General features: G+C 36.5%; 20 protein-coding genes. 5 read left to right on the top strand and 15 right to left on the bottom strand.

The annotated features are described in order from the left end of the window. The first annotated feature begins 80 nt into the window (after window positions 1–80). The gene (radA, locus tag WBM60_RS08150) at window positions 81–1,442 is read left to right on the top strand and encodes a DNA repair protein RadA (protein WP_424259619.1); all 1,362 of its coding nucleotides are present in this window, start codon (window positions 81–83) and stop codon (window positions 1,440–1,442) included. Window positions 1,443–1,522: 80 nt separating this feature from the next. Here the strand turns inward: radA and WBM60_RS08145 are convergent, their stop codons facing one another. Both WBM60_RS08145 and WBM60_RS08140 read right to left on the bottom strand, forming a co-directional pair. Continuing rightward, window positions 1,523–2,563, bottom strand: a complete 1,041-nt coding sequence (locus WBM60_RS08145) for an aldo/keto reductase (RefSeq protein ID WP_424259620.1) — start codon at window positions 2,561–2,563, stop codon at window positions 1,523–1,525. Window positions 2,564–2,637: 74 nt separating this feature from the next. Beyond that, on the bottom strand, window positions 2,638–3,402 hold the full coding sequence (locus WBM60_RS08140; RefSeq protein WP_424259621.1) for an exodeoxyribonuclease III: 765 nt from the start codon (window positions 3,400–3,402) through the stop codon (window positions 2,638–2,640). A gap of 127 nt (window positions 3,403–3,529) precedes the next feature. Between WBM60_RS08140 and WBM60_RS08135 the strand changes: the two genes are divergently transcribed. Continuing rightward, on the top strand, window positions 3,530–5,608 hold the full coding sequence (locus WBM60_RS08135) for a TonB-dependent receptor family protein (RefSeq protein WP_424277536.1): 2,079 nt from the start codon (window positions 3,530–3,532) through the stop codon (window positions 5,606–5,608). Between the two features lie 21 nt (window positions 5,609–5,629). Here the strand turns inward: WBM60_RS08135 and WBM60_RS08130 are convergent, their stop codons facing one another. After that, a complete protein-coding gene (locus WBM60_RS08130; RefSeq protein WP_424259623.1) occupies window positions 5,630–7,174 on the bottom strand; it encodes a glycine--tRNA ligase in 1,545 nt (514 codons plus the stop codon). A gap of 77 nt (window positions 7,175–7,251) precedes the next feature. Next, the gene (locus tag WBM60_RS08125) at window positions 7,252–8,148 is read right to left on the bottom strand and encodes a hypothetical protein (RefSeq protein ID WP_424277537.1); all 897 of its coding nucleotides are present in this window, start codon (window positions 8,146–8,148) and stop codon (window positions 7,252–7,254) included. Window positions 8,149–8,356: 208 nt separating this feature from the next. Between WBM60_RS08125 and WBM60_RS08120 the strand changes: the two genes are divergently transcribed. After that, entirely contained in the window at window positions 8,357–8,893 is a 537-nt protein-coding gene (locus WBM60_RS08120) for a ComF family protein (protein WP_424259626.1), read from the top strand. A 49-nt stretch (window positions 8,894–8,942) separates the two neighbouring features. Next, complete coding sequence (locus tag WBM60_RS08115; protein WP_424259627.1) at window positions 8,943–10,562, top strand: Ig-like domain-containing protein; 1,620 nt, start codon at window positions 8,943–8,945, stop codon at window positions 10,560–10,562. Here the strand turns inward: WBM60_RS08115 and WBM60_RS08110 are convergent. The 4 genes from WBM60_RS08110 to WBM60_RS08095 all read right to left on the bottom strand — a co-directional run bounded on the left by WBM60_RS08110 (window position 10,546) and on the right by WBM60_RS08095 (window position 16,036). After that, window positions 10,546–11,328: an amidohydrolase gene (locus WBM60_RS08110; RefSeq protein ID WP_424259628.1), complete on the bottom strand. Its 783-nt coding sequence runs from the start codon at window positions 11,326–11,328 to the stop codon at window positions 10,546–10,548. The genes WBM60_RS08115 and WBM60_RS08110 overlap by 17 nt on opposite strands. Further along, window positions 11,328–11,816: an ankyrin repeat domain-containing protein gene (locus WBM60_RS08105; RefSeq protein WP_424259629.1), complete on the bottom strand. Its 489-nt coding sequence runs from the start codon at window positions 11,814–11,816 to the stop codon at window positions 11,328–11,330. Before WBM60_RS08105 ends, WBM60_RS08110 begins: the two co-directional genes overlap by 1 nt. 65 nt (window positions 11,817–11,881) lie before the next feature. Beyond that, a complete protein-coding gene (locus WBM60_RS08100) occupies window positions 11,882–13,204 on the bottom strand; it encodes a DUF5689 domain-containing protein (protein WP_424259630.1) in 1,323 nt (440 codons plus the stop codon). Window positions 13,205–13,297: 93 nt separating this feature from the next. Further along, window positions 13,298–16,036 (bottom strand): carboxypeptidase-like regulatory domain-containing protein, encoded by a 2,739-nt coding sequence (locus WBM60_RS08095; RefSeq protein ID WP_424282951.1) that lies wholly within the window; start codon window positions 16,034–16,036, stop codon window positions 13,298–13,300. 117 nt (window positions 16,037–16,153) lie between these two features. Between WBM60_RS08095 and WBM60_RS08090 the strand changes: the two genes are divergently transcribed. Continuing rightward, complete coding sequence (locus WBM60_RS08090) at window positions 16,154–17,194, top strand: endonuclease/exonuclease/phosphatase family protein (protein WP_424277539.1); 1,041 nt, start codon at window positions 16,154–16,156, stop codon at window positions 17,192–17,194. A 3-nt stretch (window positions 17,195–17,197) separates the two neighbouring features. On the opposite strand, the gene WBM60_RS08085 is transcribed toward WBM60_RS08090, so the two are convergent. The 7 genes from WBM60_RS08085 to WBM60_RS08055 all read right to left on the bottom strand — a co-directional run. Continuing rightward, window positions 17,198–17,791 (bottom strand): 3-keto-disaccharide hydrolase, encoded by a 594-nt coding sequence (locus tag WBM60_RS08085; protein WP_424259633.1) that lies wholly within the window; start codon window positions 17,789–17,791, stop codon window positions 17,198–17,200. Between the two features lie 12 nt (window positions 17,792–17,803). Continuing rightward, window positions 17,804–18,241, bottom strand: coding sequence for a hypothetical protein (locus WBM60_RS08080; protein WP_424259634.1), 438 nt, complete (start codon window positions 18,239–18,241; stop codon window positions 17,804–17,806). Window positions 18,242–18,332: 91 nt separating this feature from the next. Further along, window positions 18,333–21,578 carry a TonB-dependent receptor gene (locus WBM60_RS08075; protein ID WP_424277540.1) on the bottom strand — a complete coding sequence of 1,082 codons (3,246 nt, stop codon included), beginning with the start codon at window positions 21,576–21,578 and terminating at the stop codon, window positions 18,333–18,335. Window positions 21,579–21,750: 172 nt separating this feature from the next. After that, window positions 21,751–23,388: a glucose-6-phosphate isomerase gene (gene pgi, locus WBM60_RS08070; RefSeq protein ID WP_424262943.1), complete on the bottom strand. Its 1,638-nt coding sequence runs from the start codon at window positions 23,386–23,388 to the stop codon at window positions 21,751–21,753. A gap of 4 nt (window positions 23,389–23,392) precedes the next feature. Continuing rightward, window positions 23,393–24,664, bottom strand: a complete 1,272-nt coding sequence (locus WBM60_RS08065) for a peptidoglycan DD-metalloendopeptidase family protein (RefSeq protein ID WP_424262941.1) — start codon at window positions 24,662–24,664, stop codon at window positions 23,393–23,395. Between the two features lie 2 nt (window positions 24,665–24,666). Continuing rightward, on the bottom strand, window positions 24,667–25,635 hold the full coding sequence (locus tag WBM60_RS08060; protein WP_424278885.1) for a tryptophan 2,3-dioxygenase family protein: 969 nt from the start codon (window positions 25,633–25,635) through the stop codon (window positions 24,667–24,669). Between the two features lie 6 nt (window positions 25,636–25,641). After that, the coding region (locus tag WBM60_RS08055) for a DUF3108 domain-containing protein (RefSeq protein ID WP_424282950.1) at window positions 25,642–26,409 on the bottom strand (768 nt) is incomplete at its 5' end.

Below are 26,409 nucleotides of genomic sequence, written 5' to 3'. Positions count from 1 at the left end.
GAATGCTATTTAAAGTATCAACATTCTTTTGATTTTTATAGTAACCACAATATCTTTAGCCAAAACCAGCTTAGGTTCAAATGGCTAAAACTAAAACAGCTTTTTTTTGTCAGAATTGCGGTACACAATATGCCAAATGGGTAGGACAATGTGGTGCCTGTAAGGAATGGAATACCATCGTGGAAGAAGTAATCCAAAAAGATAATGATATTCCCTGGCAAAGCGCCAAAGATACTAAGGCAATTACTTCCAAGCCTGTTTTGGTTGGACAGATCAATACTTCCAGGGAATTTAGACTAGACATTTGCGATAAAGAATTTAATAGGGTTTTAGGTGGAGGTTTGGTCCCTGGTTCACTGATTCTACTCGGTGGAGAACCCGGTATTGGTAAAAGCACATTGCTGCTGCAAATTGCGTTAAGACTTAACTTAAGGACCTTATACGTTTCGGGCGAGGAAAGTCTGAAGCAAATAAAAATGAGAGCAGAGAGGATTCATCCTAATAATCAGACCTGCTACATACTTACCGAAACCAAAACCCAAAATATTTTTAAACAGATAAATGATATTGCACCCGATATCGTAGTCATTGATTCCATTCAGACGCTCCACTCAGATTATATAGAATCTTCCGCGGGCAGTATATCTCAAATTCGTGAATGTGCTGCAGAACTTATAAGATTTGCCAAAGAAACGAATACACCTGTTATCTTAATAGGGCATATTACGAAGGATGGAAATATTGCAGGGCCTAAGATTTTGGAACATATGGTAGATACTGTCCTGCAATTTGAAGGCGATCGCAATTATGTTTACAGAATTTTAAGGGCGCTGAAGAATAGATTTGGTTCAACAGCAGAGCTGGGAATTTATGAAATGCAGGGAGATGGTCTTAGGGAAGTAAATAATCCATCGGAAGTATTGCTTTCAAAAAGTGATTCGGGACTTAGTGGAACAGCCATTGCTTCCACAGTAGAAGGCATGCGGCCTTTGATGATAGAAATTCAGGCTTTAGTGAGTTCAGCAGTCTATGGTACTCCTCAACGCTCTGCCACAGGATATAATGCTAAACGGCTGAATATGTTATTGGCTGTTTTAGAAAAAAGAGCGGGTTTTAGACTAGGGGCAAAAGATGTGTTTTTAAATATTACGGGGGGCATAACCGTAGACGATCCGGCTATAGATCTTGCAGTAATCGCTGCTATTTTGTCAAGCAATGCAGATATTCCAATTGAGAAAAATGTATGTTTTGCGGCAGAAATAGGCCTGGCCGGAGAAATAAGACCTGTGCAAAGAGTGGAACAAAGAATTCTTGAAGCCGATAAACTTGGGTTTTCTATAATTTTTGTTTCAAAGAATAATAAAATTGCACTTAAGAATACAAAAATAAATATTGAATTGGTCTCTAAAATTGAGGATGTGGTTAACAAACTCTTTAATTAAAAGAACTTTTAAAATATCCTTATTTAGCTTAAAAATTTATCCAACCTATAAATAATAATATACGCACTTAATAAATAAAACTAAGGTGCCGGATCAGGAATATTATTGTGAATAGATTCAATCCCCTTTATCAACTCATCGGAGAGATCAACTTCAATACTGGATATATTTTCCTCCAGTTGTTTCATGGACGTTGCACCAATAATATTACTGGTTACAAATGGTCTTGAATTTACAAATGCAAGTGCCATTTTGGTAAGTGAAAGATTATGCTCCTGGGCAAGTTGGTAATATTCCTGCGTAGCCCGGCTTGCATTGTCACTAATGTAGCGGTTATATGCCGGAAATAAGGTAATCCTAGCGTTTGCAGGCTTCATGCCTCCCATATACTTTCCACTAAGAACTCCAAATCCCAAAGGAGAATAGGCTAGAAGGCCAATATTTTCTCGTATTGAAATTTCCGAGAGCCCCACTTCAAACTGGCGGTTTAATAAATTATAGGGATTTTGAATGGTAATCATTCTGGGTAAGCTGGAGTGCACTTTACTTTCCTCTAAAAAACGCATGGTTCCCCATGGGGTTTCGTTGGAAAGTCCTACATGTCTTATTTTACCTTCAATAATCAGATCCCTCAGGGTTTCCAATACCTGGTGAATATTATCTTGCCAATGATCTGTCAGATCATGTTTATAACCTCTTTTTCCAAAATAGTTGGTAGCACGCTCCGGCCAATGCAATTGATATAAATCTATATAATCTGTTTGAAGTCGTTCCAAACTTCCTTCAACGGCTTCAATTAAGGATTCCCTTCTAAAACCTGTTGATCTGATAAACTTAGTAAAATCGGCCTTCCCCGCCATCTTGGTTCCTAGAATAATCTTGTCTCTCTTCCCTGTTTTTTTAAACCAGTTGCCAATAATTTTCTCGGTATCAGCATATCTGTCGGGATGTGCCGGAATAGGGTAAAGTTCCGCGGTGTCAAAAAAGTTTATTCCCTTATCAACTGCATAATCCATTTGCTGATGTCCTTCCTCTTCGGAATTCTGACGGCCCCAGGTCATTGTACCCAGACAAATCTTACTAACTTCTAAATCCGTATGAGGTAATTTTTTATATATCATAAGCAAACACTATTCTTTTTTGGCCCTACAAATTTAACAATTCCCACGTTTACATTTTGGTAAGAATACTTTAATTATTCATGCAATTCAATCAGAATAGGGCAATGATCACTGTGTTTTGCTTCCGAAAGTATAACAGAACGTTTTAGTCTATGCTCCAGAGAACGACTTACCATACCATAATCCAGACGCCATCCTTTATTATTATTGCGGGCATTTGCCCTGTAACTCCACCAGGTATAATGATGTGGTTCTTTGTTAAAAAAACGAAAGCTGTCTATAAACCCGCTTTCAATAAAACTACCAATCCATTCCCGTTCAACCGGTAAAAATCCCGATACATTTTTGTTTCTTACAGGATCGTGAATATCAATTGCCTGATGGCAAATATTGTAATCCCCGCAAATAATAAGGTTAGGGTAATCTGTTTTAATTCTATTTATATACGACTGCAGATCCGCCATATATTGCAATTTAAGATCCAATCTTGCCAAGTTGGTACCTGAAGGAAGGTACATACTCATAATAGAAACTCCATCAAAGTCTGCCCTGAGGTTCCTGCCCTCAAAATCCATATAGTCTATTCCTGTCCCATATTCTACATGGTTAGGCTTCTGCTTAGACAAAATCGCTACTCCGCTATATCCTTTCTTTTGGGCACTAAACCAATGATTATGAACATATCCGTTTTGTTCAAAGATGGATAGATCCAATTGTTCTTTCATGGCTTTGATTTCCTGAAGACAGATTACATCAGGATCTACCTGATTAAGCCATTCCATAAAACCCTTATTTAAGGCTGCCCTTATACCGTTTACATTGTATGAAACTATTTTCAAATCAATTTAATTTAATTTCAAAAATAGTGAATGTTTAAAGCAAGTTGCAAAGTGTATTTTAATATATAACTTAGGACAATCTCATTAGCATATCTTTTATACTTATTTTTAGACTGAAAATTAATTAATGAAATACTACATTCTATTTTTCATCTTTGTTTCCAATTATTTTTACGGGTATTCACAAGAATTGGAAAAGGATTCTATTACTTACCTCAAGGAAGTTATTATTTATAATCCAGGTAGAACCAATAAAACTCTTGGAATTACCCCATCGACAATTATTCGGGAAAAGGCCTTTCAAAATCACAGTCCGATAGATGTTGCCTCCTCAATAAATCAAATATCCGGAGTTTATCTGCTTTCAGGCGCGTTAAACACAAACCGTATCACCATTCGAGGTGTGGGTGCACGAACCCCATTTGGCACAGACAAATTGCGCCTATATTTTGAGGATATTCCTGTTACCAACGGAAATGGCTTTTCAACAATTGAGGCTTATGATCTGGAAAATCTTACTTCAATGGAGGTGATTAAAGGGCCCAAGGGAACTGCCTATGGCACAAATCTGGGTGGTGCAATACTTCTTAAAACTAAAAAACAAATTAATAAAGGAACTTCTTTTTCCAATAACTTTACCATAGGTTCTTATGGACTTATTAAAGACAATTTAAGTATTACACATTCCACAGATAGTCTGGAGTTTAATTTACGTTATAACCATTTAAATACTGAAGGCTATAGGGAGAACAGTAACTTTAACCGTGATGGTTTACTTCTGACAACAGCTGTTAAAGTTAACTCCAAGAGCTCAATTGCCATTTTGGCAAATTATATTGACTACACCGCTCAAATACCAAGTTCTTTAGGAATAACTGCTTTTACGGAAAACCCAAGACAAGCTGCTTTTACATGGAATCAGGCACAGGGATTCGAATCTAATAAATATACACTTCTGGGGCTCTCCTATAACTATAAAATAAGTAGCAAACTAGAGAATACTACAAGTCTATTTTACTCATATCTAGATCATTATGAAGCCCGCCCCTTTAATATTCTAGATGAGTTTACTAATAGTTATGGTTTCAGAACCCAATTTATTGGTCATTTTGGATATCAGGATAGAAAAGCGTCTTACTTATTTGGAGGAGAGCTCTACAAAGATGAATACGATTGGAAAACTTATGAGAATCTATATGAGGATAACAATGGAAATGGAAGTCTGCAGGGAAATGAACTTAGCCGCAATAAGGAATACCGAAGGCAATTTAATGCATTTGCCTCTCTGACACTGCCACTTGCCAAAAGATTCAATATGCAACTTGGTATAAACCTAAACAAAACGCATTACGATTACAGAGATTTATTTAACTCGGGGGAAGCTAATAAGAATGCAAAACGAAATTTTGATCTTATAGTAATGCCCAGTCTGGATTTGGTCTATTCCATAAGTGAAGGGAAACAGGTTTATGCAAATATTAGCAGGGGCTTCTCTAATCCGGGTTTGGAAGAAACACTTACACCTGAAGGAATAATAAACCCTGAGATAACCCAGGAAAAAGGCATAAATTATGAGCTTGGCACAAAACTTTTTCTTGCAAGGAACAAACTATGGTTGAACCTGGCTATATTCAGGATGCATATTAATGATTTATTGGTTTCACAGCGGATAGGAGAAGATCAATTTGTTGGTAAAAATGCCGGAACTACAAGGCATCAGGGCCTTGAATTAGATATTAATTATACTATCGATTTAAGCCCTAAATTACAAATCATTCCTTTTGCAAGTTATACTCTAAGTGATCATAAATTTGTTGATTTTGTAGATGGGGACAATGATTATTCAGGAAATCCTTTAACAGGTGTCCCAAGGAATAGAATAAATTTGGGACTGCGCTTTAACTATACAAAAGAATTTTATTGGAATACCACCTATCAATATGTAGATGGTATTCCACTAACAGATGCCAACACCCTGTATAGTGAACCCTACAATATTCTAAATACAAGACTGGGTTACAAAAAAGAGATCGTAAAGAATTTTTACATTTCTTTAGATTTAGGCATAAATAATATTTTTGATGTTAATTATGCCCAATCTGTATTAATCAATGCAGTAGGCTTTGGCGGAACAGAACCTCGCTATTATTACCCGGGGAATGACAGAAATTTTTATGTAAGTCTGGGGCTTAAATATCAACTATGAGCTAAACATTTGAATAAGACTTTATTCCGTTTTTTTCAACCAGTTCCTTATTCCAACTTCTTTGGCTATAGTTTCATTAACAGCACCTAAGGCTATTCTCTTCTGTTCCATGGTATCTCTATTGCGAATGGTAACTGTTTCGTCTTCCAGAGTTTGATGATCCACGGTAATGCAAAAAGGCGTCCCGGCAGCATCTTGCCTTCTATATCTCCGCCCTACGGCATCTTTTTCATCATAGACCACGTTGAAATCCCATTTCAGATCATCAATAATTTTATGTGCTATTTCGGGTAATCCATCCTTTTTAACAAGTGGCAGAACAGCTGCTTTGGTAGGCGCAAGTACCGCCGGAATTTTTAATACCGTTCGCGTAGTTCCATTCTCTAATTCCTCTTCCTTTAGGGAATTGGAAAAAACAGCAAGAAACATTCTATCTACCCCAATGGAAGTCTCCACTACGTATGGCACATAATTCTCATTGATCTCCGGATCAAAATATTGCAATTTTTTCCCTGAATATTTTTCATGGCTCGCAAGATCAAAATCTGTTCTGGAGTGTATCCCTTCAAGTTCTTTGAATCCAAACGGAAACTTAAATTCGATGTCAGTTGCAGCATCGGCGTAATGCGCCAGTTTTTCATGGTCGTGAAAACGATAATTCTCCTCACCCATCCCCAGAGATAAATGCCACTTCATGCGTAATTTTTTCCACTTTTCATACCATTCTATCTGTGTTCCCGGTTTAATAAAGAATTGCATCTCCATTTGTTCAAATTCCCTCATCCTGAATATAAATTGCCTTGCAACAATTTCATTTCTGAACGCCTTACCAATTTGTGCTATCCCAAATGGTATTTTCAGACGCCCGGATTTTTGAACATTAAGAAAATTTACGAATATGCCCTGGGCTGTTTCAGGTCTTAAATAAAGATCAGTGGCATTTTCCGCAGAAGCCCCTAATTTTGTTCCAAACATTAAATTAAATTGTTTAACATCTGTCCAGTTTTTAGACCCTGAAACGGGGCAAACTATTTCCAACTCTTCGATTAGATTCTTAACATCCTCTAAATCTTCAGCTTCCAAAGATCTGCCCAGGCGTTTGAGTATACTCTGCGCTTTTTCCCGATAGGCCAAAACGCGTGGATTAGTTGTCAGAAATTGGTCTTTGTCGAATGACTCACCAAATCGTTTTAGAGCTTTTTGAACTTCCTTATCAATTTTTGCTTCAATTTTGGCAACATAGTCCTCAACCAATACATCTGCACGATATCTTTTTTTAGAATCTTTGTTATCTATAAGCGGATCATTAAAAGCATCAACATGCCCGGATGCTTTCCAGGTAGTAGGGTGCATAAAAATTGCGGCATCAATACCAACAATATTCTCATGCATCTGCACCATGGCCTTCCACCAGTATTCTTTAATATTTTTTTTTAGTTCTGCTCCGTTCTGAGTATAGTCGTACACAGCACTCAAACCATCATATATTTCGCTTGATTGCACCACATAGCCATATTCCTTAGCATGTGAGATTACCTTTCTAAAGATGTCTTCTTGATTTGCCATCTGGCAAAAATAGAATATTATGGCATTTAATTTTTAAGACTTTGAAATAAAATGGAATAACACAAAAAAAACAGCCTTTATTTCAATTGAAATTCTGAAGATGACAGTAGTTTTTCATCTTCAAAAACATTAAGGGTGTAGGTGCCAGGTTCCAACGAACCTTCAGGAATTGTAATAAAATCACATACACTAATATCATCTCCGGCGGATATAAGTTCCACCCTTTTACTGTAAATATTTCCATTTACTGAAATAATATTTGCATTGTCCTCTATAACGCCCATATTAGGACCAAGAAACTGAAAGTAAATAATCTTTTCATTGTTTCTATCATTAGGGTTTCCTATTATAGTTACACATCCTCTGAGCTTTTCAATAGTTGATGCCTTGGTAGTTTTAATGGGTTTAGCGCTTCGCAATCTAAAGCCACTTCCTTCGGAATTTTGCAATTTTAAATAACTCTTTATTCGCAATTCCTTGTTAAGCTCTTTATTTTTCTCACGTAACAATGCTTCCGCTTCTGCAAGCGAACTACTTTTGCCCCTTAATTCTTCAATCATTTTGCGAGTCTCCTCATATTTATCGGAGAGTAACATATTATTGTACTTAAGAAAATTGTTTTTAAGTTTAAGACTATCGTGTTTTACTTCCAATTCACGAAGCTCTTTCTTGTATTCCTTTAATTTGGCAACGGTAAAGTTGAGTCTACCTACAGAATCCAACAGTTGCTGAACACGATATCTGGAATCTTGTAATTCTATTTCGTTGACCTCATTAAGCGCAGAAAGGCGGTCTACTTCAGTCTTCATAAGGGTTAAATCCTTTACAAGCAGCCCTTTTTCATCTTCCAGGTAGTTTATTTGAGTTCTGGATTGGGCATAACTATAGTAGAAAGCAATTAATATGCCTATAATTACCGCAACTAATGCAGCAAGTATGATCTTATAGTTAAATTTATTATCTTGAATATCCATTCAGATAGGCTAAGTAAATAAGATTAGGTTTATTAAAGATTTGTACTTTTCCAAGCTTTCAAATATAATAAATGATATCAACACGGTACTTCTACCGAGGTTGTGTTTTGGATGTAATGTTCAATTATATCGAGGAGAGCAGCTCTTGTGTACACTTTGTCGGAACCAAATACCACTTACCGAATACGATTTTATTGAGCAAAATGCAGTGGATACAATATTTTATGGCCGAATTGACATAAAAAAGGCCTCTGCGTTCCTTTTTTATTCAGATCAAGGGATTGTTAAAAATTTAATCCACTTTTTAAAGTATAAAAATCAACCTCAAATAGGGCAATTTTTAGGGGACTGGTATGGCCAGGTTCTAAAAGAAAGTAACGCACTAGACTATATTGATATTGTAATACCTGTTCCATTACATAAAATAAAGCTCAAAAAACGAGGGTATAATCAAGTATCCGGATTTGCAAAAAGAATTGCAGACCATCTTAATGCTGGTTATATGGAGCATATTCTTGTTAAAACAGCCAATACGCGTACCCAAACAAAAAAAAACAGGTTTTATCGCTGGAGGAGTATGCCAGATCTTTACAAAGTGACTAATCCAGATTTTTTATCTAACAAAAATGTATTATTGATTGATGATGTGATTACTACCGGTGCTACAATAGAAGCTTGTGCCCGGGCCATAAAAGAGGCGAAAGATGTTACTGTTTCAGTTGCTGCAATGGCGGTTGTTCCTTAATTTCACAATTCTTTAAATTAATTGTTTCTTTGCCTTATAGAAAAATCTAATGCCTCGAATACAGCGTATTTTATCCTTTTTTTTTCTAATTGCAGTTGTTCTGGCCGCTTTACAATGTGCCAGGAGAGGAACTCCTACTGGTGGACCCAAAGACAATACACCTCCGGTTTTATTAAAGGCAGAACCTGAAAACCTTACTACTGAATTCAAGGCAAAAAAAATCAAACTCTATTTTGATGAATATATCAAATTGGAGGATGTTCAAAATCAGCTTATCGTATCTCCCCCTCTAAAATATAATCCTGAAGTTACACCTCAGGGAGGGGCCAGCAAATATGTAGAAATCATTTTAAAAGATACTTTGTTGGAAAATACAACCTATACTTTAAATTTCGGACAGAGTATCGTAGATAATAATGAGGGAAATCCGAACAGCTTCTTAACATATGTTTTTTCTACAGGCACCTATATTGATTCATTAACGGTATCGGGGGTAGTTAAAGATGCCTTCAATAAAAAAGCAGATGAGTTTATCAGTGTTATGTTATACGAAATAGATACTGCGTATACCGATTCAACAACCTTTAATAAACCTCCCAATTATATAACAAATACGCTTGATAGTACCACTATCTTCCAACTTAAATACCTCAAAGCGGGAAAATATGCCATTATTGCTATCAAAGATGAATCTAAAAACAATGTATTCGATCAGAATACTGATAAAATAGGCTTTATTGAAGACACCGTATCACTGCCAACGGATACTGTTTATCTTCTTAATCTTTTTAAAGAGATCCCTAACTATAGTTTAAAGACACCAAATTATGCGGCGGCTAACAAAATTATATTTGGCTATTCTGGTGGTGATGTAAAATTAGATATTGAAGCTTTAACGGAATTCCCCGATTCTATAAGCACTCTTGTTGTCAAAGATCCTGAAAAAGATACGCTTAACTATTGGTTCACCCCTTTTGAAATAGATTCTATCATTTTTAAGGTGACTAATGAGAGATTGAGGAAAATTGATACGTTTACGGTAAAAACAAGAAAACTGGCTGCCGATTCTTTAATGCTTAGTCCCAGTCATCGAAGCAAAATAAACTTCGCTGATGAATTCTTTATCACATCCAGTATTCCGGTTGTTGCTATAGACACAACAAAGATGGCTATTTTCAACAGGGATACCATAGCAGTTAATTTCAAAGCTCAATTAGACACCGCAAAAAACCGGATGCTTATGGACTTTGAAAAAGAGGCTGATGAGATCTATTTTCTAAATTTGCTTCCTAATTCTATTACAGACTTCTTCGGGGAAACTAATGATACCATTAACTATAGATTATCTACCGGCGGGTATGCTGATTTTGGCAATTTGCGCTTGAATTTAGCAGGTGAAATAACTTATCCCATTATAGTACAATTAACCGATGCAAAAGAGAAATTATACAGGGAAATATATGTGTCCGAAGCGAAGGCCCTGGATTTTAATACCCTTGAGCCCGGAAATTATCTTGTCCGGATTATTTTTGATAGCAATGGAAATGGGAAATGGGATACAGGAAATTATTTAAAGAAGATTCAACCAGAAAAAATTATCTACTACCCAAGTGTTATTGAAATGCGGGCCAATTGGGAAAAAATTGAAACATTTACTGTTTTAGACTAAAATGATCTCTATCCTCTAAAAATTTAAATCGGGCCCTTAAATCCTTTAAATGTTTCAAGCTTAATGAAGCATAGAGAACCTCATCTTTTTTAGAGAAAACTATCTGATTTCCCAAAGGGTCATATAGGGCTGAATGGCCAGGGTATCTATGTGTATTATTATCCTCACCCAATCTATTAACCCCAATACAATAGCTCATGTTTTCAATAGCCCTTGCTTTCAATAAGGTATCCCAGGCTTCAATTCTGGGTTCAGGCCAATTGGCCACAAAAAGCAAAACATTATAATCTCCTTTATATCTCGACCATACCGGAAATCTAAGGTCATAGCATATTAAAGGGCAAATACGGAATCCTTTATAAGAAATTACCAATCTCTTTGTCCCTGAACCATATACCTTATCCTCTCCGGCAAATGTAAAAGTATGTTTCTTATCATAGCTCTTGGATGTACCGTCAGGATATATAAAAAAAAGGCGGTTTGTAAAGTTGTTTTTTTTCTTAAATGAAATACTCCCAACCAAAGCCATGTTTTTTTCTCTGGCTGTTTCTTTCATCCATTTTACGGTAATTTCTCCCTCCTTGGCATTTACTCTTTCCGGATTCATGGTAAATCCGGTTGTGAACATTTCTGGCAGGATAATCATATCCGTATCGTTTGGAATCTCCCTTATTTTTTCGGAAAACAAATGTCTATTCTCCAAAGGATTCTCCCATATTAATGCGGTTTGTATCAACGCTATTTTAAGTATATTTTGCTCAATCATTACAAAATATCATTTTTGTCCAGAAGAGATATAATACCTGGGAATCCCTGCATTTTAGCATGATCCAGGGCTGTATTTCCCCGTGTATCTTTCATGGATGTATCTGCGCCATATTCCAGTAACAGCTTTACTAATTCTTCCTTATTAAAGGTAGCAGCATAAATTAGACAAGTGCCACCCATCTCATTCCTGACATTTACATTGGCCCCTCTGTTTATTAAATCCTTGGCTATTTGGATTAAGCCTTTAAAACTAGTCCCCATTAGCGCAGTATTACCGGAAGCATCTTTAGCATCAATTTTAGCTCCCTGGTCCAGTAGGAAGTTCCCAATCGCTCTATGATCATAATATGTTGCAAGAATTAAAGGAGTTGATCCCCTCTGATCTAAAGAATTTACCAGGTAAGGGAATTCTGTAACCAATTCTTTAACTGTTTCAATATTTCCTTTTCTTATTTCGTTGAAAAAAGTTGTAACTGTGTCTTCCATAAGAATTAAATGTATAAAAAAACTACCACTATTGGATCATACAAATGGTTACAGTTATTAATAAATTATCGTATTCCCGGTGAATAATCTTCAGGTGCATTCTGTGGTAAATTTAAAGTCTCGGAACCTCCTGTATCATTATAAATGGTCCATTCACTAAATGTAAAGACAGAGTTCCCGGTCATAATATTTATATTCCTTTCGGCTTTTCCATCCTCAAATTCATGATTTGTGCCGGAACCATCTTCTCCTATGACTCCAAAGATATCAATTACAGTTCCAAAAGGGTCTATCAGTACTAAATTGTCATCGCCATTAGAATCTGCCGGGCTATTGGTTCCTAGTTCAAAATCAGGAGGAAAACCGTATATAGTTTCAAATTCCATTGCGTTTGGTGAGAAAACCAAGGTGCTATTTGAATCTATTATTATCCCTGAAAGATTTATTTCAGATCCTGAAGTAACATTAGCATTCGTGTATCTTAATAAAAACCAACCATCTAATTGAATTTGATTGTTACCCGCGTTGTAAAGTTCAATAAATCGGGCTTCAGCATTATTATTGGGATCAGCTATCTCAGATATAAATATTTGGTCAGATGTCAAAAGAACTTCTGAATCTGCACAACCTTCATTTTGCATATCCATATCATTTAATTTGCGAATGATTAACTGATAATCATTATTTTCTCTGTAAAGAACCGCAGTTAGGGATCCATTACCCGAAGGTAATATTGTATCCTGAAAATCTGAATATCCACTATTTAATAATTCAATCATACCACCATTGCAATCCGTGAGATTCCTTACGGTTTCCTCCTCCGGAAGAGCAAAAGTTAAGCTTTGTTCCTCCGCTATTACCTCCAAATTTTCCAGTTGTATTAAAGTGCTTATTAAGTCTTCGCTTAGTTCTGATATGGAGATAATTTTAGGAACCAAATTACTAATGGGATCACATGAAAGAAACAGATGATCCCATACCGCCGTAGCTGGCAGCCTTCCTATACTTAAATTCCCAAAAGACGTGAACACGCCTCCCAGCTTGTAAACACCTTTACTCTTCCCTAAATATAGCCCCTTCAGTTTAATATAAACTTTTCTTCCCAACTCATAAAATAAGTAAGAATCCCTGAGGTCTATATCTATTTGAAAGCCTGCTGTTGCGTTTATTGGATCATCTTGTATATGAAGTGTGCTAAAAAAATTTCCCGCCTGATCTGATGAGATAACATAACCCTCAATTACTAAATCTTGTTGTATTTGAATTACTTCTCCTTCAAATAAATTTTTGACCTTATCAAAAGTAACATTAGCCATTAATTGATTATCACAGGGGGTTTCCGGGCTCTTAAAATCAGGATCCTTTACACAACTGAAAATTAAAAGCAAACAATAATATTTTAGCAAAAAAGCTGGTTTAAATTTCTTTGTGCTTTTCATTTTAATAACTATTCATATCCATTTAGTTGACTCTGTTTTATCTTAAAAGCTTATGGCAAGGTTCAAAAAATAAGTCCGTCCATAACCAAACCAATATTTAGGGCCAAATGATGGTGAACCACTCAAATTGTCCTGAACTAATTGTCTGTAATTACCATTTCTATTTTGCTCATAACCTCCGGTTCTAAAAACTGTATTAAATACATTGTTTACACCCACAAATACACTTAGGTATTTACCATTGAGCAACCAGGATTTACCTCCTACAAGATTTAAGAGATAAATATCACCCAAAGGTTTTTGCTTTAAGATTCTATCAACATTATCCGGTGTGGCACTATCAAATGGTTGACCTGTCTCGGGATTCAAATAAAAACTCCTGGTTCTTCTTATAGCTGATATACTGGCGTAATTATCAGACAGATAATTGATTTTGGTACTAATCCACCAGAACTTGGGATCTCTGTATTCCACTCCCAAAGAAAGTGCCCTTTGGGGTCCGGTTGGTAGTTTATAGTTTTTAATTTTTGCTATTCCCAAGTCTTTTGTTCCTTCAATATTGATTAAATCATCTTCATCCCCTGCAGTATCAAAATTTATTGCCAGATTGGGATCACTGGCATAAACATGCTTCCCCAGGGCAAAGGCCGCAGATAAATTTACAGATGAAGATAGCTGATAAGACAAACCCAACTCTATTCCCATATTAAGTTTATCAAGATCAGTAATTACTTCTTGTACAAAATCTGAACCTACTCCTGCATCAACAAAGAAAAAATTAATATCAGTAAGCTTTTGAAAACGAGTATAAAAACAGGTTAATCTTCCAATAAGGTTTGGAAACCTGGTAACGTAATTTATATCAAAACTCGTGATTTTCTCGCTATTTAAATTGGGGACGATTGCATTGTTCTCCCTCGGGTTTATAAAGGTATTTACCAGTAAAGGGGCTCTATTTAAGAGTATTCCATTTGTAATAATCCATTGTCTCCCATTAAATTTATAAGTAAATCCGCCTTTAATCCCATAATTACTGAATTGAACGGGCTTACTTTTTCCCATTGAATTTTCGGGGAAGCGTTCATTTAAAAAATATCCATTTCTCTGGTTCCTTGAATTGGTATAGTTAGCCGCTATGAAAAAGTTCCATTTACTTTTAAGCATACTCATCTGGGCAAAAGCATCAAATACTTGATAATTGAGCGTGTAATCATAATTAAAGGTATCTCCCTTACCCTTTTTTAATTGCCCATTTACATCATTTCGAGTTTCTGAAAAAGGATCTCTATCTGCATGATAATCTGCCCCTAACAGATCACTGATTTTAGCAAAGCTATTGGAAATAGTGTTCCTAAAAGACAAATTCATGTCTATAGAAATCACATCATTAGGCTTAATATTAAAGGTAGTATTTAGAGTTAATTGTTTGTCCGCGCTAGTATCGTCATATAAAATATATGCGGCCAGACCATTTTCTGAGTTTGTTGAATTTGCTCTATAAAGATTTTCCCATTGTAATTGAGGATTTAACAAAAAAGCTTTTTTAGCCAGATTAGCATTTAAAAAATTCGCGCCAATAGGGCTATTTATGTAAAAACTAGGTAAATATCTAAAATAGGTGGGGTCCGGATTAGGAGCATTAAAATAACCTATCCTACTTTTTGAAAAGCTGCCAGATTGGTAAGAAATTCCTGCATTGATACGAAGTTTTCGAAATTTACCGTAATAGTTAATCATAACTATAGGCTCCATAATTTTGCGTTCCCTTGAATTGCGATAGTCTCCGTTCTGAAAGCCCCAATTGGGGTTGTACTTATTTCCGGCTAAGTGATATACCTCTTCGGTTATAGCTGCAGAACTGCCACGGCGATTGGAAGAAAGAATTCCCGTAAAAAGTAAACTATTATTAGTATTGAATTGATACTCCATTGCGCCATATACGGAAAAGGCATCATACATTGTTCCGTTTATAAAACCTTCCTTTGCCCATCTTCTAGAGGCTGCAAGAGAATAGATAAAATTACCCTTAGTCCTCCTGGAGGTATAACTTGCCATAATACGCCCGGAATAAGTCCGGTTAGAAAGGGAACCAGACAATCTAAATCCAGGGCGAAGTCCTGATGGTCTTGTGTCTATATTAGTAATTCCCAGAAGGCCTCCAAACCGATATGGAGATGCCTGTAATCCTAAATAAAAATCCTGGTTCCTCAATACATCATTTAGACCACCCCAATTGTTCCATTGTGGCCTCCCATCACGCAGTTTATTCATTAGGACTCCATTTATTAATATACTACCATTTCGGGAGTCGTAGCCCCTCACTTTAAAAAAAGCCTGCCCAAAATCAAAAGCAGCACGGTTTAAAAAGACATCCTGCGTAGCTGTTAACATCCCCAAACTTCCTCCCTCTAATTCCCCATCAATAATTTGGTTATCAGTCAGTGTTATTAAAATATCATTTTGATCAATAGAAACATCTTTTTCCATTAATATTCGACCCAACTTTATTTCGTTTAGAGAGATGTCCACAGGAAGCCTTTTTACAATATATTCCTTGGTCTTTATGGCTAAAATGAATGCCCCGTTTAAAGTTGTGATTATTTCAAACCTCCCTTCCTTATCAGTATATGCTTTTAGTGAAGTACCCTCAATTTCTATAGCCGCATAAGAAATTGCCCGACCACTCTGTGCATCCCATACACTCCCGTTTATACTTATTTGTTGGCCATTAAGTATTTGAAAAAATAAAAAGACTATAAAAATACAGTGGATAAATCGCATACAAATTTCCATAAGGTTCAGACACAAAGTATTCTTACTCGCTGCATTTTGCATGCGGCACTCAGGTATAACTTGCCATAAATAAAACCTTGTAATTGTTAGAGACAATAAAACCCTATGGTTTCTAAGCATCTATTTTTGATTTTTATTCTTTTATCAAATATTGCTCAATCGCAAAAAGAGGACCGGTATAGTATTCGCACTATCGCTTTCTATAATGTTGAAAACCTTTTTGATACGGTTAACGATTCATTGTACTTTGATGATGAAATGACGCCGGAAGGAAATTATAATTGGACCTTAGATCGTTATAGGCTTAAAATAACTCATATAGCTGAAGTGCTTTCAAAGATTGGACAATCAACTACACTTACTTGCCCTGATATAATAGGTCTTTGTGAGGTTGAAAATTTGAAAGTAATAGAGGACTTGGTAAAACATCCATTTCTTAGGCCTTACGATTACAATATTATTCATTATGATTCACCGGATGAGAGAGGTATTGATGTGGCACTAATATATAAAGGCAGCCGATTTATTCCAATGTCATTTAAGAGTCACAGACTTTTGATATTTAATGATTCTGATGAGCGAGACTACACCAGAGATCAGCTGTTAGTAGGTGGATTATTAGAGGGCGAAGAACTATATATTATAGTTAATCATTGGCCTTCCCGTAGTGGAGGAGCAGCAAGAAGCAGGCCTTACAGAAAAGCGGCTGCTAGACTCAACAGAAGAATAATAGACTCTCTGATGAGACTTAACATTGATGCCAAAATAATTAGTATGGGGGATTTTAATGATAATCCTACCGATAACAGTATAAAAAATACGCTGATATTGTCTGATATGGAGAATGCAAAAAGTCCTGCTTTCTTTAATCCAATGGAAGCCCTATATAATAAAGGTGACGGGTCTCTCGCCTATAGAGATCAGTGGAGTTTGTTCGACCAAATTCTACTCTCTAAAAATCTTATAAATGAAAATAGGAATTCATATACATTTTGGAAAGCGGGTATCTATCACCCATCATTCTTAATGAATAAAACAGGGAAGTATAAAGGCTATCCGTTTCGCACCCATGTAGCAGGAAGATACACCGGCGGGTATAGTGATCATTTCCCGGTGTATGCTTTTTTAATAAAAAAAGTGGATTAGGATTTACTCCGGAGTGGTAATTTTAATATTTCTCCATTTCACCTTTATTCCCCCGCCATCGTGAATCTGCAATGCTATAGAGCCTTCTCCCTCACCAATTTTATCATCTTTAATGGAAACCATTTCCACTCCATTGAGCCAGGAAACAAGCTCATCTCCCATAACCCTGATTTTCATGGTATTCCAGGCACCTTCTTTAAGTACTTCCTCTTTTTCGGCTTCAGGTTTTATTAACCAGCCCCTGCCATAGGATTCATAAACTCCTCCGGTATGATGTCCTTTTGGAGCAACTTCTACCTGCCAACCACTAACTTTGGTTCCATCGACCGTAGACCTTATAAACACCCCGCTGTTACCATCCGCTTCCTGAAAAAATTCCAATGTAAGTGTAAAGTCCTTGTAATGTTTATCTGTTGCCAAATAACCGTATTGAGCGTCAGGGCCACTTTCAGAAACCAATAAACCATCTTCCACATACCATTTTTCTGTACCGTAAATAGTCCACCCGGAAAGATCTTTCCCGTTAAATAAAGATTGTTCCTGCGCCAGAGCTACTATACTACAAAACAGGATTACCAGCGTATTGATTAATTTCATAATTTATATCGTTTAATTAAACCACTGCCCCCACGGTATTCTACTCAAGATGAGTACAAGACCAAGACCGTAAAAAATGGCTATTGTTTTAAATTTCTTTTTAGCCTCCATAAACTTTTTATGGCGAGACCAGCCAATAGTGATTAAAATTATCGCTATTATATTGATAAAAGGGTGTTCCACTGCTAAAAGTCTCGCGGCCGAATTTAAACCGCCCATTCCAAGTTCTTTAATTGCAGCAAAGCCATTGGATGAAACAAAAAACAGGATAAGACCCAAAATTAATTGTATATGTGAAAGTATAAGGGCAAAAAGACTTATCCTAAAATCCTTTTCCAATGTAAACATTCTGTTGCCCATTAAACCCGTAATTGCATTAGCTACTGCAATAAAGAGAATTGCAAGAACCACATAAGCCAGGTAAGAATGAGCCGTTTGTAAAATTTCCATACTGATTTATTTTTTCTAAAAATACGGATTTTTAGCAATTAAAAAGCCCCAACAAAAATGTTGGGGCTTTTCTATTCAATTTTGGATATACTTAATTAAATATATAACGTAATCCCAGTTGCATTTGCCATCTGGAAGACTGCAATCCTGAATCGTCCAATTCAACAATATTCGGTGATCCATCATCATTAATAACACCGGAATTAATATCGAATGTTGGTATATCACCAGTAGAAACAGTAGTAAGCGGGCTTACATTCTGTCTAACAAATTTTTTCTTTCCCCAATCCTTATTCACAAGATTAGTGAAATTAAAAATATCTGCAGAAATTTGAATGGTATTCTTTTTACCACCTACATCAAAGGAAAAATCCTGAAGAAATTTCAAATCAATAATATTACTCCATGGGCCCCGAGAGCCATTTCTCTCAGCGTAGCTTCCTCTGTTTTCTCTTAAATAATCAACGCTGTTGATAAAAGTATCCAATTGTTGCCATTTAGCCGCCTGTTCAGCAGGATCGCCTGAAAAAACTATTTCGTCTTGAGATGCCGGAATATACATCAATGCATTGTCTCGAGAATCATCATTTAACAAGTCGCGTCCTTCCCTATAGGTAAAACTATAAGGTTGGGATTGTGACCCATCATAAAAAACACCAAAAGTTGTTTTGACATTTTCATTCCATCTAACTTCATAACTAACATTCGCAGTTACTCTGTTTCCCAATGCAAAATCTGAACGACTAACCGGTAAATTGGAATTTTTACCATTAACAGTTTGTATGTTTCTCCATTGAGAGCTATTCTGTGAAGAAGTGCCGTCAAAAACCTTAAAAGAATCACCCCATGAATAGGATACCTGTCCGGCAAAACCATTCTCAAACGGTTTTCTCAACGAGAAAGTAAAGTTGGTGGCATCACCTCCACCGGTATTGGAGGCCAAATAAATTCCCCCGTATGTGCCATCAATTAAATCCCCTCGATCATAAAATGGTCGGTTATCTGCTCCAGAATAGAATCCAACAGGACCTTTAAGATTTAAATTCTCATAATAGATATCTGTAATAACATCTGTATAAAGAAAATCTGCGGAAGCTATCAATCCCCAAAGAGGCAATTTCTGATCTATTGCAATATTGTACTTAACAACCTGAGGCAGTTTAAAGTCTTTGGAAATTAAATCTATATTACCCCCAACACCACCAGTGCCAGGAAGAGGATCTTTAAACTGATTGTTTACGTCCGGTTCAAAAGGCTGATCAAATTCAAACATAAAGCCTCCTGTCACTCCATTATTGTTATAGGTGCCTCCTGGCCATACCAGCGGAAGTCTGGATGTAAACACACCTAACCCACCTCTTATTTGTGTAGTATTGTTACCATCAACATCCCAGTTAAATCCAACGCGGGGCGCAATCATAGCTGTTGGGCTTATACCCTGTCCAACTCTGGCGCCTTGTAAATTTTTGCCGGCAGCTTCAAGCAATCCAACGGTTCTTGTATTAAAATCTTCATTAACAGGACCGTCTGACCAATAAGGTATGTCTACCCGGAAACCTAAGGTTGCCTTTAAATTGTCTGATACCTGTATCTCATCCTGAACGTAAAGACCAAGTTGGAAGGTATCGAATTCTGATGCGCCGTCCGATTCATCCCCAACAGTACCATCTCCTACCAAAGAATATCCATGCTGGTAAACATCGCTATTTTGGATAGTTAAAAACTGATTCAAACCACTGGAAAGTAGCGTCCCGGCATCATCAAATTGGTCTTCAAAAGTGTAATCCCCATAGTTAAAGGCAAAAAATAAGTTTTTAACTTTTGCAAATTCGAGGTTAGTACCAAAAGTAAATGTATGCCTGCCAGCATAAACATCAAAATTATTGGTAATTGTAAAAACATCCTGATCCAGTAAGTTAGCTGTTGAAAAAGGTTCAGCCCCAAAAGAAATTGTACCTCCGCCATCCTGTATATCTACAGTTGGGAATGGAACTCCGGACGGATCCCTGTCATCCCTAACGCGGGTATAGCCTAAAACAAAGTTATTGGCAAATTTATCCCCATACCTTGAACTCCATTCCAAGGCAGTTGAATTTGTGGATGTGATAAATTCTTCTGAACCATTGATAAATCCAATATTTCTATTCCCAGAGCTACGAGCTTCAAGATTCTCAGCTTTGACATAACTATGCCTCAAAGAAATCTTGTGATCCTGATTTATGTTCCAATCTATTTTTGCCACAAGTTTATTACTTGTAAGTGTCCTTGTGTTGTTATCAAAGATACCTGGGTCATAGCCATAAGTAGATTGCAAGAAATTCGAAAGTCCGTCAATATCTGCAAGTGTTGAGTTCCCCGTATAATTACTGAAATTAAAAGGCTGGGGTGTTTCTTCATCTTGTCTTTCGTAGTTTACAAAAAAGAACAGCTTGTCCTTTACAATAGGCCCTCCCAATCTTAAGCCGTATGTATAGGCGCTAAAATCGGATACTTTTTCTCTTTGCTCATCATCACCTACCAAATCGGGTGGTGTTTTTCCAACAAGATCCTGATTTCTGATAAAACCGTATGCAGAACCACTAAATTCATTGGAACCAGATCTGGTAATAGCGTTAATAGATCCTCCGGAGAATCCTGATTGCCTTACATCAAAAGGTGCAATATTTACCTGGAAGGTCTCAATAGCATCCACGGAGAACGGATTTACGCCTGTTTGACCCCCATTTGTGCCTGATCCAGCCAATCCAAATACGTCATTGTTTACAGCTCCATCAATATAAATTGCATTGTACCTGTTGTTTTGACCCGCAAGCGAAATAGAAAAACCATCATTGCCCTCAGTAAGCTGTGCCTGAGGTGTAATCCTTACAAAATCGGCAAGGGAACGGGAGGCAGAGGGTAATGTCTGAATATCCCTTTGTGAGACATTAGTTTCCGTACCTGTTTTACTTGAGCTGAAAACTCCATCACTTACCCCGGTTACAACGACCTCATCGAGCGCTGTGGCCGACTCAGATAATTCGGCACTTATTCTGCTGGACTGTCCTAATGTCAAGTTTACATTTTCGCTTACAAAATCGGTAAAACCAACATAGGAAATAGTAATTCTATAAGGGCCCCCGGATCTCATATTCGAAATCCTGTAAAAGCCATCAAAATCTGTGGCAGCTCCATATTTTGATCCCGAAGGAACATGAACAGCAACAATTGTTGCTCCTGGTAAGGGTTCTCCAGTATTATCTGTTACTTTCCCTCCTATAGATGAGGTAGTAACACCCTGTGAAAATGCCATAGCTGACACTAAAAAAGCAATTAAGCCAAAGTAGATTTTTTTCATTTTACTAAGTGTTAATTTATTTTGATTAATCCTGCAAATGTGCTGTATATAAGGCACATAGGCATTAAGGTAATGTTAAAAAACCAATAACAAACTTAACACTAGTTTGACAACTAATTGATAAATATCAGCGTTATTTTAAAGAGAATTTTCGAATTATGAAAGAGCCAATTTAATTCTTAAAAAAATGCAAAAGATTTAATGTAGAACTATCATGTTTGGCAATATCAGAATTATTGATGTCTTTCAATATTCTGGAAGCAAGTTGCTTTCCTAATTCAACACCCCATTGATCAAAACTGTATATGTTCCAAACAATACCCTGTACGAAAATTTTGTGCTCATACATGGCAATTAACATTCCTAATGTTTTGGGGGTAAGTTTATCTATTAATAATGTATTTGTAGGTTTATTTCCTTCAAAAGTTTTGAAAGGAACAAGAGCTTCGATTTCATTTACCGTCATTTCTTTAGATTCTAATTCCTGCCTAACTTCATCCGCGGTTTTGCCATTCATTAGCGCCTCGGTCTGTGCAAAAAAATTGGCCATCAATTTATTGTGATGATCAGAATCTCCATGCAATGATTCCTTAAATCCAATGAAATCTGCAGGTATTAATTTTGTTCCCTGATGTATTAATTGAAAGAAAGCGTGCTGTGCATTTGTTCCCGGTTCACCCCAAATAATAGTTCCTGTCTGGTAGTTAATAAAATTGCCGTCACGGTCCACACTCTTGCCATTACTTTCCATCATACCTTGCTGCAGATAGGCAGAAAATCTATTTAGATATTGGGTATACGGAATAATGGCTTCTGTTTCTGCTTCGTAGAAATTATTATACCAAATACTTAAGAGAGCAAGTATAACCGGAATATTTTCATCAAAACTCGCAGTCCTAAAATGAGTGTCCATTTCATTTGCTCCTGACAATAGATCTTCAAAATTCTCATATCCTATAGCCAGCGATATTGATAAGCCTACTGCACTCCAAAGAGAAAACCTTCCACCTACCCAATCCCACATGGGAAATACATTTTCATCACCTATTCCAAATTCACTAATCTTTTTAGTATTTGTAGAAACGGCAGCAAAATGTTTTGCTACATCTCTATCTGTTGCAGATTTTAAAAACCACTTTCTAATTGTATTGGCGTTACTAAGTGTTTCCTGAGTAGTAAACGTTTTAGAAACAATAATGAACAGCGTAGTCTCCGGATTCAGTTCCTTTAAGATCTCATAGACATGATCTCCATCTACATTACTAACAAAATGAGTACGCAAGTGATTTTTGTAATATTTTAAAGCCTCCGTGACCATTAAGGGTCCCAAATCGGATCCTCCAATGCCTATATTTACAATATCTGTAAACGCTTTACCCGTATAGCCTTTCCTTTGCCCATTGATTACATCTTCAGAGAATTGACGCAGCTGTTCCTTTATTCGATAAACTTCAGGGATAATATTAACCCCTGAGACCATTACCGTTTCAGTTTTTTTTGCTCTAAGGGCCGTATGAAGAACGGCTCTGCCTTCGGTCTGGTTAATAGGGTCACCATTGAATACTTTTTCAATGGCATCCTCTAAATTTACCTCTTCTGCAAGTTGCAATAAAAGTGATAAGGTTTCATCTGTTATTCTGTTCTTGGAATAATCAACAATAAATTCCTGAAATCTTAATGTGAATTTTGTGGCGCGTTCCTTGTCGACAGCAAAGAGGTCCTTAAGTTGTAGGCTTTTTGTTTCTTTAAAATTCTCTCCAAGCAGTTTCCAGGCAGCAGTAGTTGTTGGGTTAGTGTTCAGTAATGGCATTGAGTTAGTTAAGTGTTAGCAATTCTTCATCGGGTTTTTCCGGAAATTCTATACAATCTAATTGCGCTTTTTGTGGGCTAATGAATTTGAAATAATCTATTCTTACCTCTTCAGGAAGAGGTTCTGCGGCAGGCAATTTTTCCCTGAAGGGATCAACCTGACGGCCATTTTTCCAAAAACGATAACACACGTGCGGACCTCCGGTATTTCCCGTCATTCCAACCCATCCGATAACATCTCCCTGTCTGACAAACTCTCCTCGCTTAACTTTTTGCTTTCTCATATGGAGATATTGAGTACTGTACGTACCATTATGCCTGATTTTTACATATTTACCATTTCCCCCTTTTCTTGTAGATTCAGTAACGGTGCCATCGGCCGTTGCCATTATAGGGGTTCCAACCGGTGCAGCATAGTCAGTACCCCGGTGTGGTCTTACTTTATATCCATAGTAACGAATTTTTCTCTTTAGATTATAACGGGATGAAATTCTACTAAATTTTACAGGTGCTCTCAAAAAAGTCCTTCTAAGATTATTTGCCTCGTCGTCAAAGTAATCAACTATATTTTTAAGGGAATCCGATTCATAGGCGAATGCATATAGCGGTGTTCCATTATGCTCAAAATAGGCAGATTCAATGGGCTCAGCCCCTGCATAAATAGTATCGTTGATATACTTTTCCTTATAGATAACCTTAAATTTATCTCCCTTTTGCAATCGAAAAAAATCTATGGTCCAGGCATAAATTTCGGAGAGGTCATTGGTAACATTATAATCTATCCCCTGATCCAATATTGCCTCAGAAAGTGAAGTCTCAATTATTCCCGCCGCTTCTTTTTGTACAAATTTTACCTGCTTACGATCTTTATAGGCCAGAACGGAGTCGCGAAAATCAACCACTGTATAGTTTATTAGGTCGTTCTGGTAAATAAAAACCTGAGCCCCCTCTGTGGTATCTTTTGATTTTAGTATAAGATAAGGTTTGCCTACTCTAATTTTGCGAACATCAAAAGTATCCCTATAATCCTCAGATACTTTAGCGATTTTAGGATAATCCACTTTATTTTTAATCATTAATTCTCCAAAACTATCTCCGCGTTTTACTGTATCGCGTACTACTAAATAGTCTTCAAGATTAAATCCGAATTGTTTATCAGTGGATAATTCATTTGAGATTATGATATCTTCAACCGCACCAACTTCTTTGTCGGTTTGAACTTGCCTGCAGGAAATAAATATACTAAGTAATAAAAATGTGCCCCAATATTTATACATGGTTAGTTTTCAATTTTTTCAGGGTTAAAGATATGGTCCACCCATTGTTTTCCCCAATTATTTAACTCTTGTTTTGAATACAAATTTGGAAAAAATACAACCTTTTGAAAACTTGGAGGCAAATATTCCTTCCAATTAGTTCCCCCGGTGGCCTCAATTGAAGTGTTCTCTTTGTTTAGATATCTATGGGCTGATCCCAAATGCATCAAAGGCCAATTTATATTTGCATTTATGTCCATTATTTTTAACGCCTTAATTAGCACTTTATTATGCCTGCCTTCATCTGGTAAATTTAAATATTTGTGATATATCGTATTGTTTTTCAACTGTTTGGCAATTCGTATAAATCTGGGAGTATACCTGTATTCAAATTGTTTAAGGGTAAGGGTCTTTTCACCGGTACTTTTATCAGTCGCTCCCTTTTTCCAATAGATTTGTTCATATAGCTCTTCAATACTGTTTTTTTTAGAAAATTCTTTTCTTTTTGGAGGAAACACCAAGTGTTCCAGAGGCGTTGCATAAATCTCTATTGTCCTATATTGAGCAGATTGAAATCCACTGGCGGGCAACAATGCCATTCTATATTGAAGAAATTGTTCACGTTCCATCCCATGAATCATAATACTAAAGGAAGAAATTAATGCTTTGTAATAATTATTAATGCGATTTAATTTTTCAATAAAGAAATCCACATTTTGGGATTTATCATCTACAATTTGTTTTTCTTCGTGTAGTATTAGCTTAAAATATAGTTCTGTGATTTGATGATACATGATAAATATTTCCTCATCGGGGAAATGTGTTCGGGGGACCTGCAAACTCAAAAGCGTATCGAGATGAATATAATCCCAGTAGGTAAGGTAACGTTGGTACAATAGGCCATCTAAGTAAGAGCTTAAATCCTGACCCGAATCCTTATATTTTTCTTCTAGTTTTAATATTTGGGATTCTAAGCGCTCCTTATTTTTCATATTTGTTTAGTCCATTATTATTTTGAACTGGTGTTTTAAACCATTGTACCCATCCAAATCTGCCGAAATTGCTCCCACCGTAAGATTCGCTTTGATCCTTATTGGTATTTTGTTCGAATCATTTGACACCCATAAAGCTAAACTTTCCTGTTCTTTAAAAACGCGTCCGGATTGCACCAAAGGCTGAAATTTAAGGCATTCTACTTTACCAAATTTTGTTTTAATTATTTCCTTACCCAAATATCTCAGTTTAAACCTATATATACCGTCATCGTCATAAAGAACTTTAAGTTCCAAAGCCTCTCCCTCGACCAAATCATCAAATTCATAGTTATTTCTTAAATAATAAAATGCCGAAATAAGATCCTGAACACTGTCCTGTAGGGTAAAATTAAGTTTTTTATCGTTCTTTTTATCATTTAGAACCGCTACTTCTTTTTCGTGATCAAAATTTATTTCCACGTCCTTTGTGTAGCCACCTTCATATAACTTCCTGACAAAGCGGTAAGGTTTGCCATCCTTTTTGTCAAAATAGCTTTCATAGGTATCATCAACTTTAAAAAAAATGCTTGCGAAACCAGTTGTTTTCCCCCTGCCCACTACGTGATATACCGGAATACTGTCTATCATAGTATTCTTCACGTGCAATGTGGCATAACTTGCGTTTAAAAAGCCATAGTGCACCCTGAATTTTAGCCATTCTCCCGGTTTGAAAGCTGAGGACTTAGAATCTTCCTTAACTGCGTTATCGTCGTTTTTTTTGTAGGATTCAAC

This window comes from Eudoraea sp., from assembly GCF_049669105.1.
GTDB lineage: Bacteria > Bacteroidota > Bacteroidia > Flavobacteriales > Flavobacteriaceae > Eudoraea.
The sequence above is the reverse complement of the archived record's forward strand: the minus strand, read 5'-3'. Positions and strand labels throughout refer to the sequence as shown.

What these genes read in the sequence shown, in the direction of transcription:
- radA (WP_424259619.1), top strand. Translation starts at nt 81, where the DNA reads ATGGCTAAAACTAAAACAGCTTTTTTTTGTCAGAATTGCGGTACACAA.
- WBM60_RS08145 (WP_424259620.1), bottom strand. Translation starts at nt 2,563, where the DNA reads ATGATATATAAAAAATTACCTCATACGGATTTAGAAGTTAGTAAGATT.
- WBM60_RS08135 (WP_424277536.1), top strand. Translation starts at nt 3,530, where the DNA reads ATGAAATACTACATTCTATTTTTCATCTTTGTTTCCAATTATTTTTAC.
- WBM60_RS08130 (WP_424259623.1), bottom strand. Translation starts at nt 7,174, where the DNA reads ATGGCAAATCAAGAAGACATCTTTAGAAAGGTAATCTCACATGCTAAG.
- WBM60_RS08125 (WP_424277537.1), bottom strand. Translation starts at nt 8,148, where the DNA reads ATGGATATTCAAGATAATAAATTTAACTATAAGATCATACTTGCTGCA.
- WBM60_RS08115 (WP_424259627.1), top strand. Translation starts at nt 8,943, where the DNA reads ATGCCTCGAATACAGCGTATTTTATCCTTTTTTTTTCTAATTGCAGTT.
- WBM60_RS08110 (WP_424259628.1), bottom strand. Translation starts at nt 11,328, where the DNA reads ATGATTGAGCAAAATATACTTAAAATAGCGTTGATACAAACCGCATTA.
- WBM60_RS08105 (WP_424259629.1), bottom strand. Translation starts at nt 11,816, where the DNA reads ATGGAAGACACAGTTACAACTTTTTTCAACGAAATAAGAAAAGGAAAT.
- WBM60_RS08095 (WP_424282951.1), bottom strand. Translation starts at nt 16,036, where the DNA reads ATGCGATTTATCCACTGTATTTTTATAGTCTTTTTATTTTTTCAAATA.
- WBM60_RS08090 (WP_424277539.1), top strand. Translation starts at nt 16,154, where the DNA reads ATGGTTTCTAAGCATCTATTTTTGATTTTTATTCTTTTATCAAATATT.
- WBM60_RS08085 (WP_424259633.1), bottom strand. Translation starts at nt 17,791, where the DNA reads ATGAAATTAATCAATACGCTGGTAATCCTGTTTTGTAGTATAGTAGCT.
- WBM60_RS08080 (WP_424259634.1), bottom strand. Translation starts at nt 18,241, where the DNA reads ATGGAAATTTTACAAACGGCTCATTCTTACCTGGCTTATGTGGTTCTT.
- WBM60_RS08075 (WP_424277540.1), bottom strand. Translation starts at nt 21,578, where the DNA reads ATGAAAAAAATCTACTTTGGCTTAATTGCTTTTTTAGTGTCAGCTATG.
- pgi (WP_424262943.1), bottom strand. Translation starts at nt 23,388, where the DNA reads ATGCCATTACTGAACACTAACCCAACAACTACTGCTGCCTGGAAACTG.
- WBM60_RS08065 (WP_424262941.1), bottom strand. Translation starts at nt 24,664, where the DNA reads ATGTATAAATATTGGGGCACATTTTTATTACTTAGTATATTTATTTCC.
- WBM60_RS08060 (WP_424278885.1), bottom strand. Translation starts at nt 25,635, where the DNA reads ATGAAAAATAAGGAGCGCTTAGAATCCCAAATATTAAAACTAGAAGAA.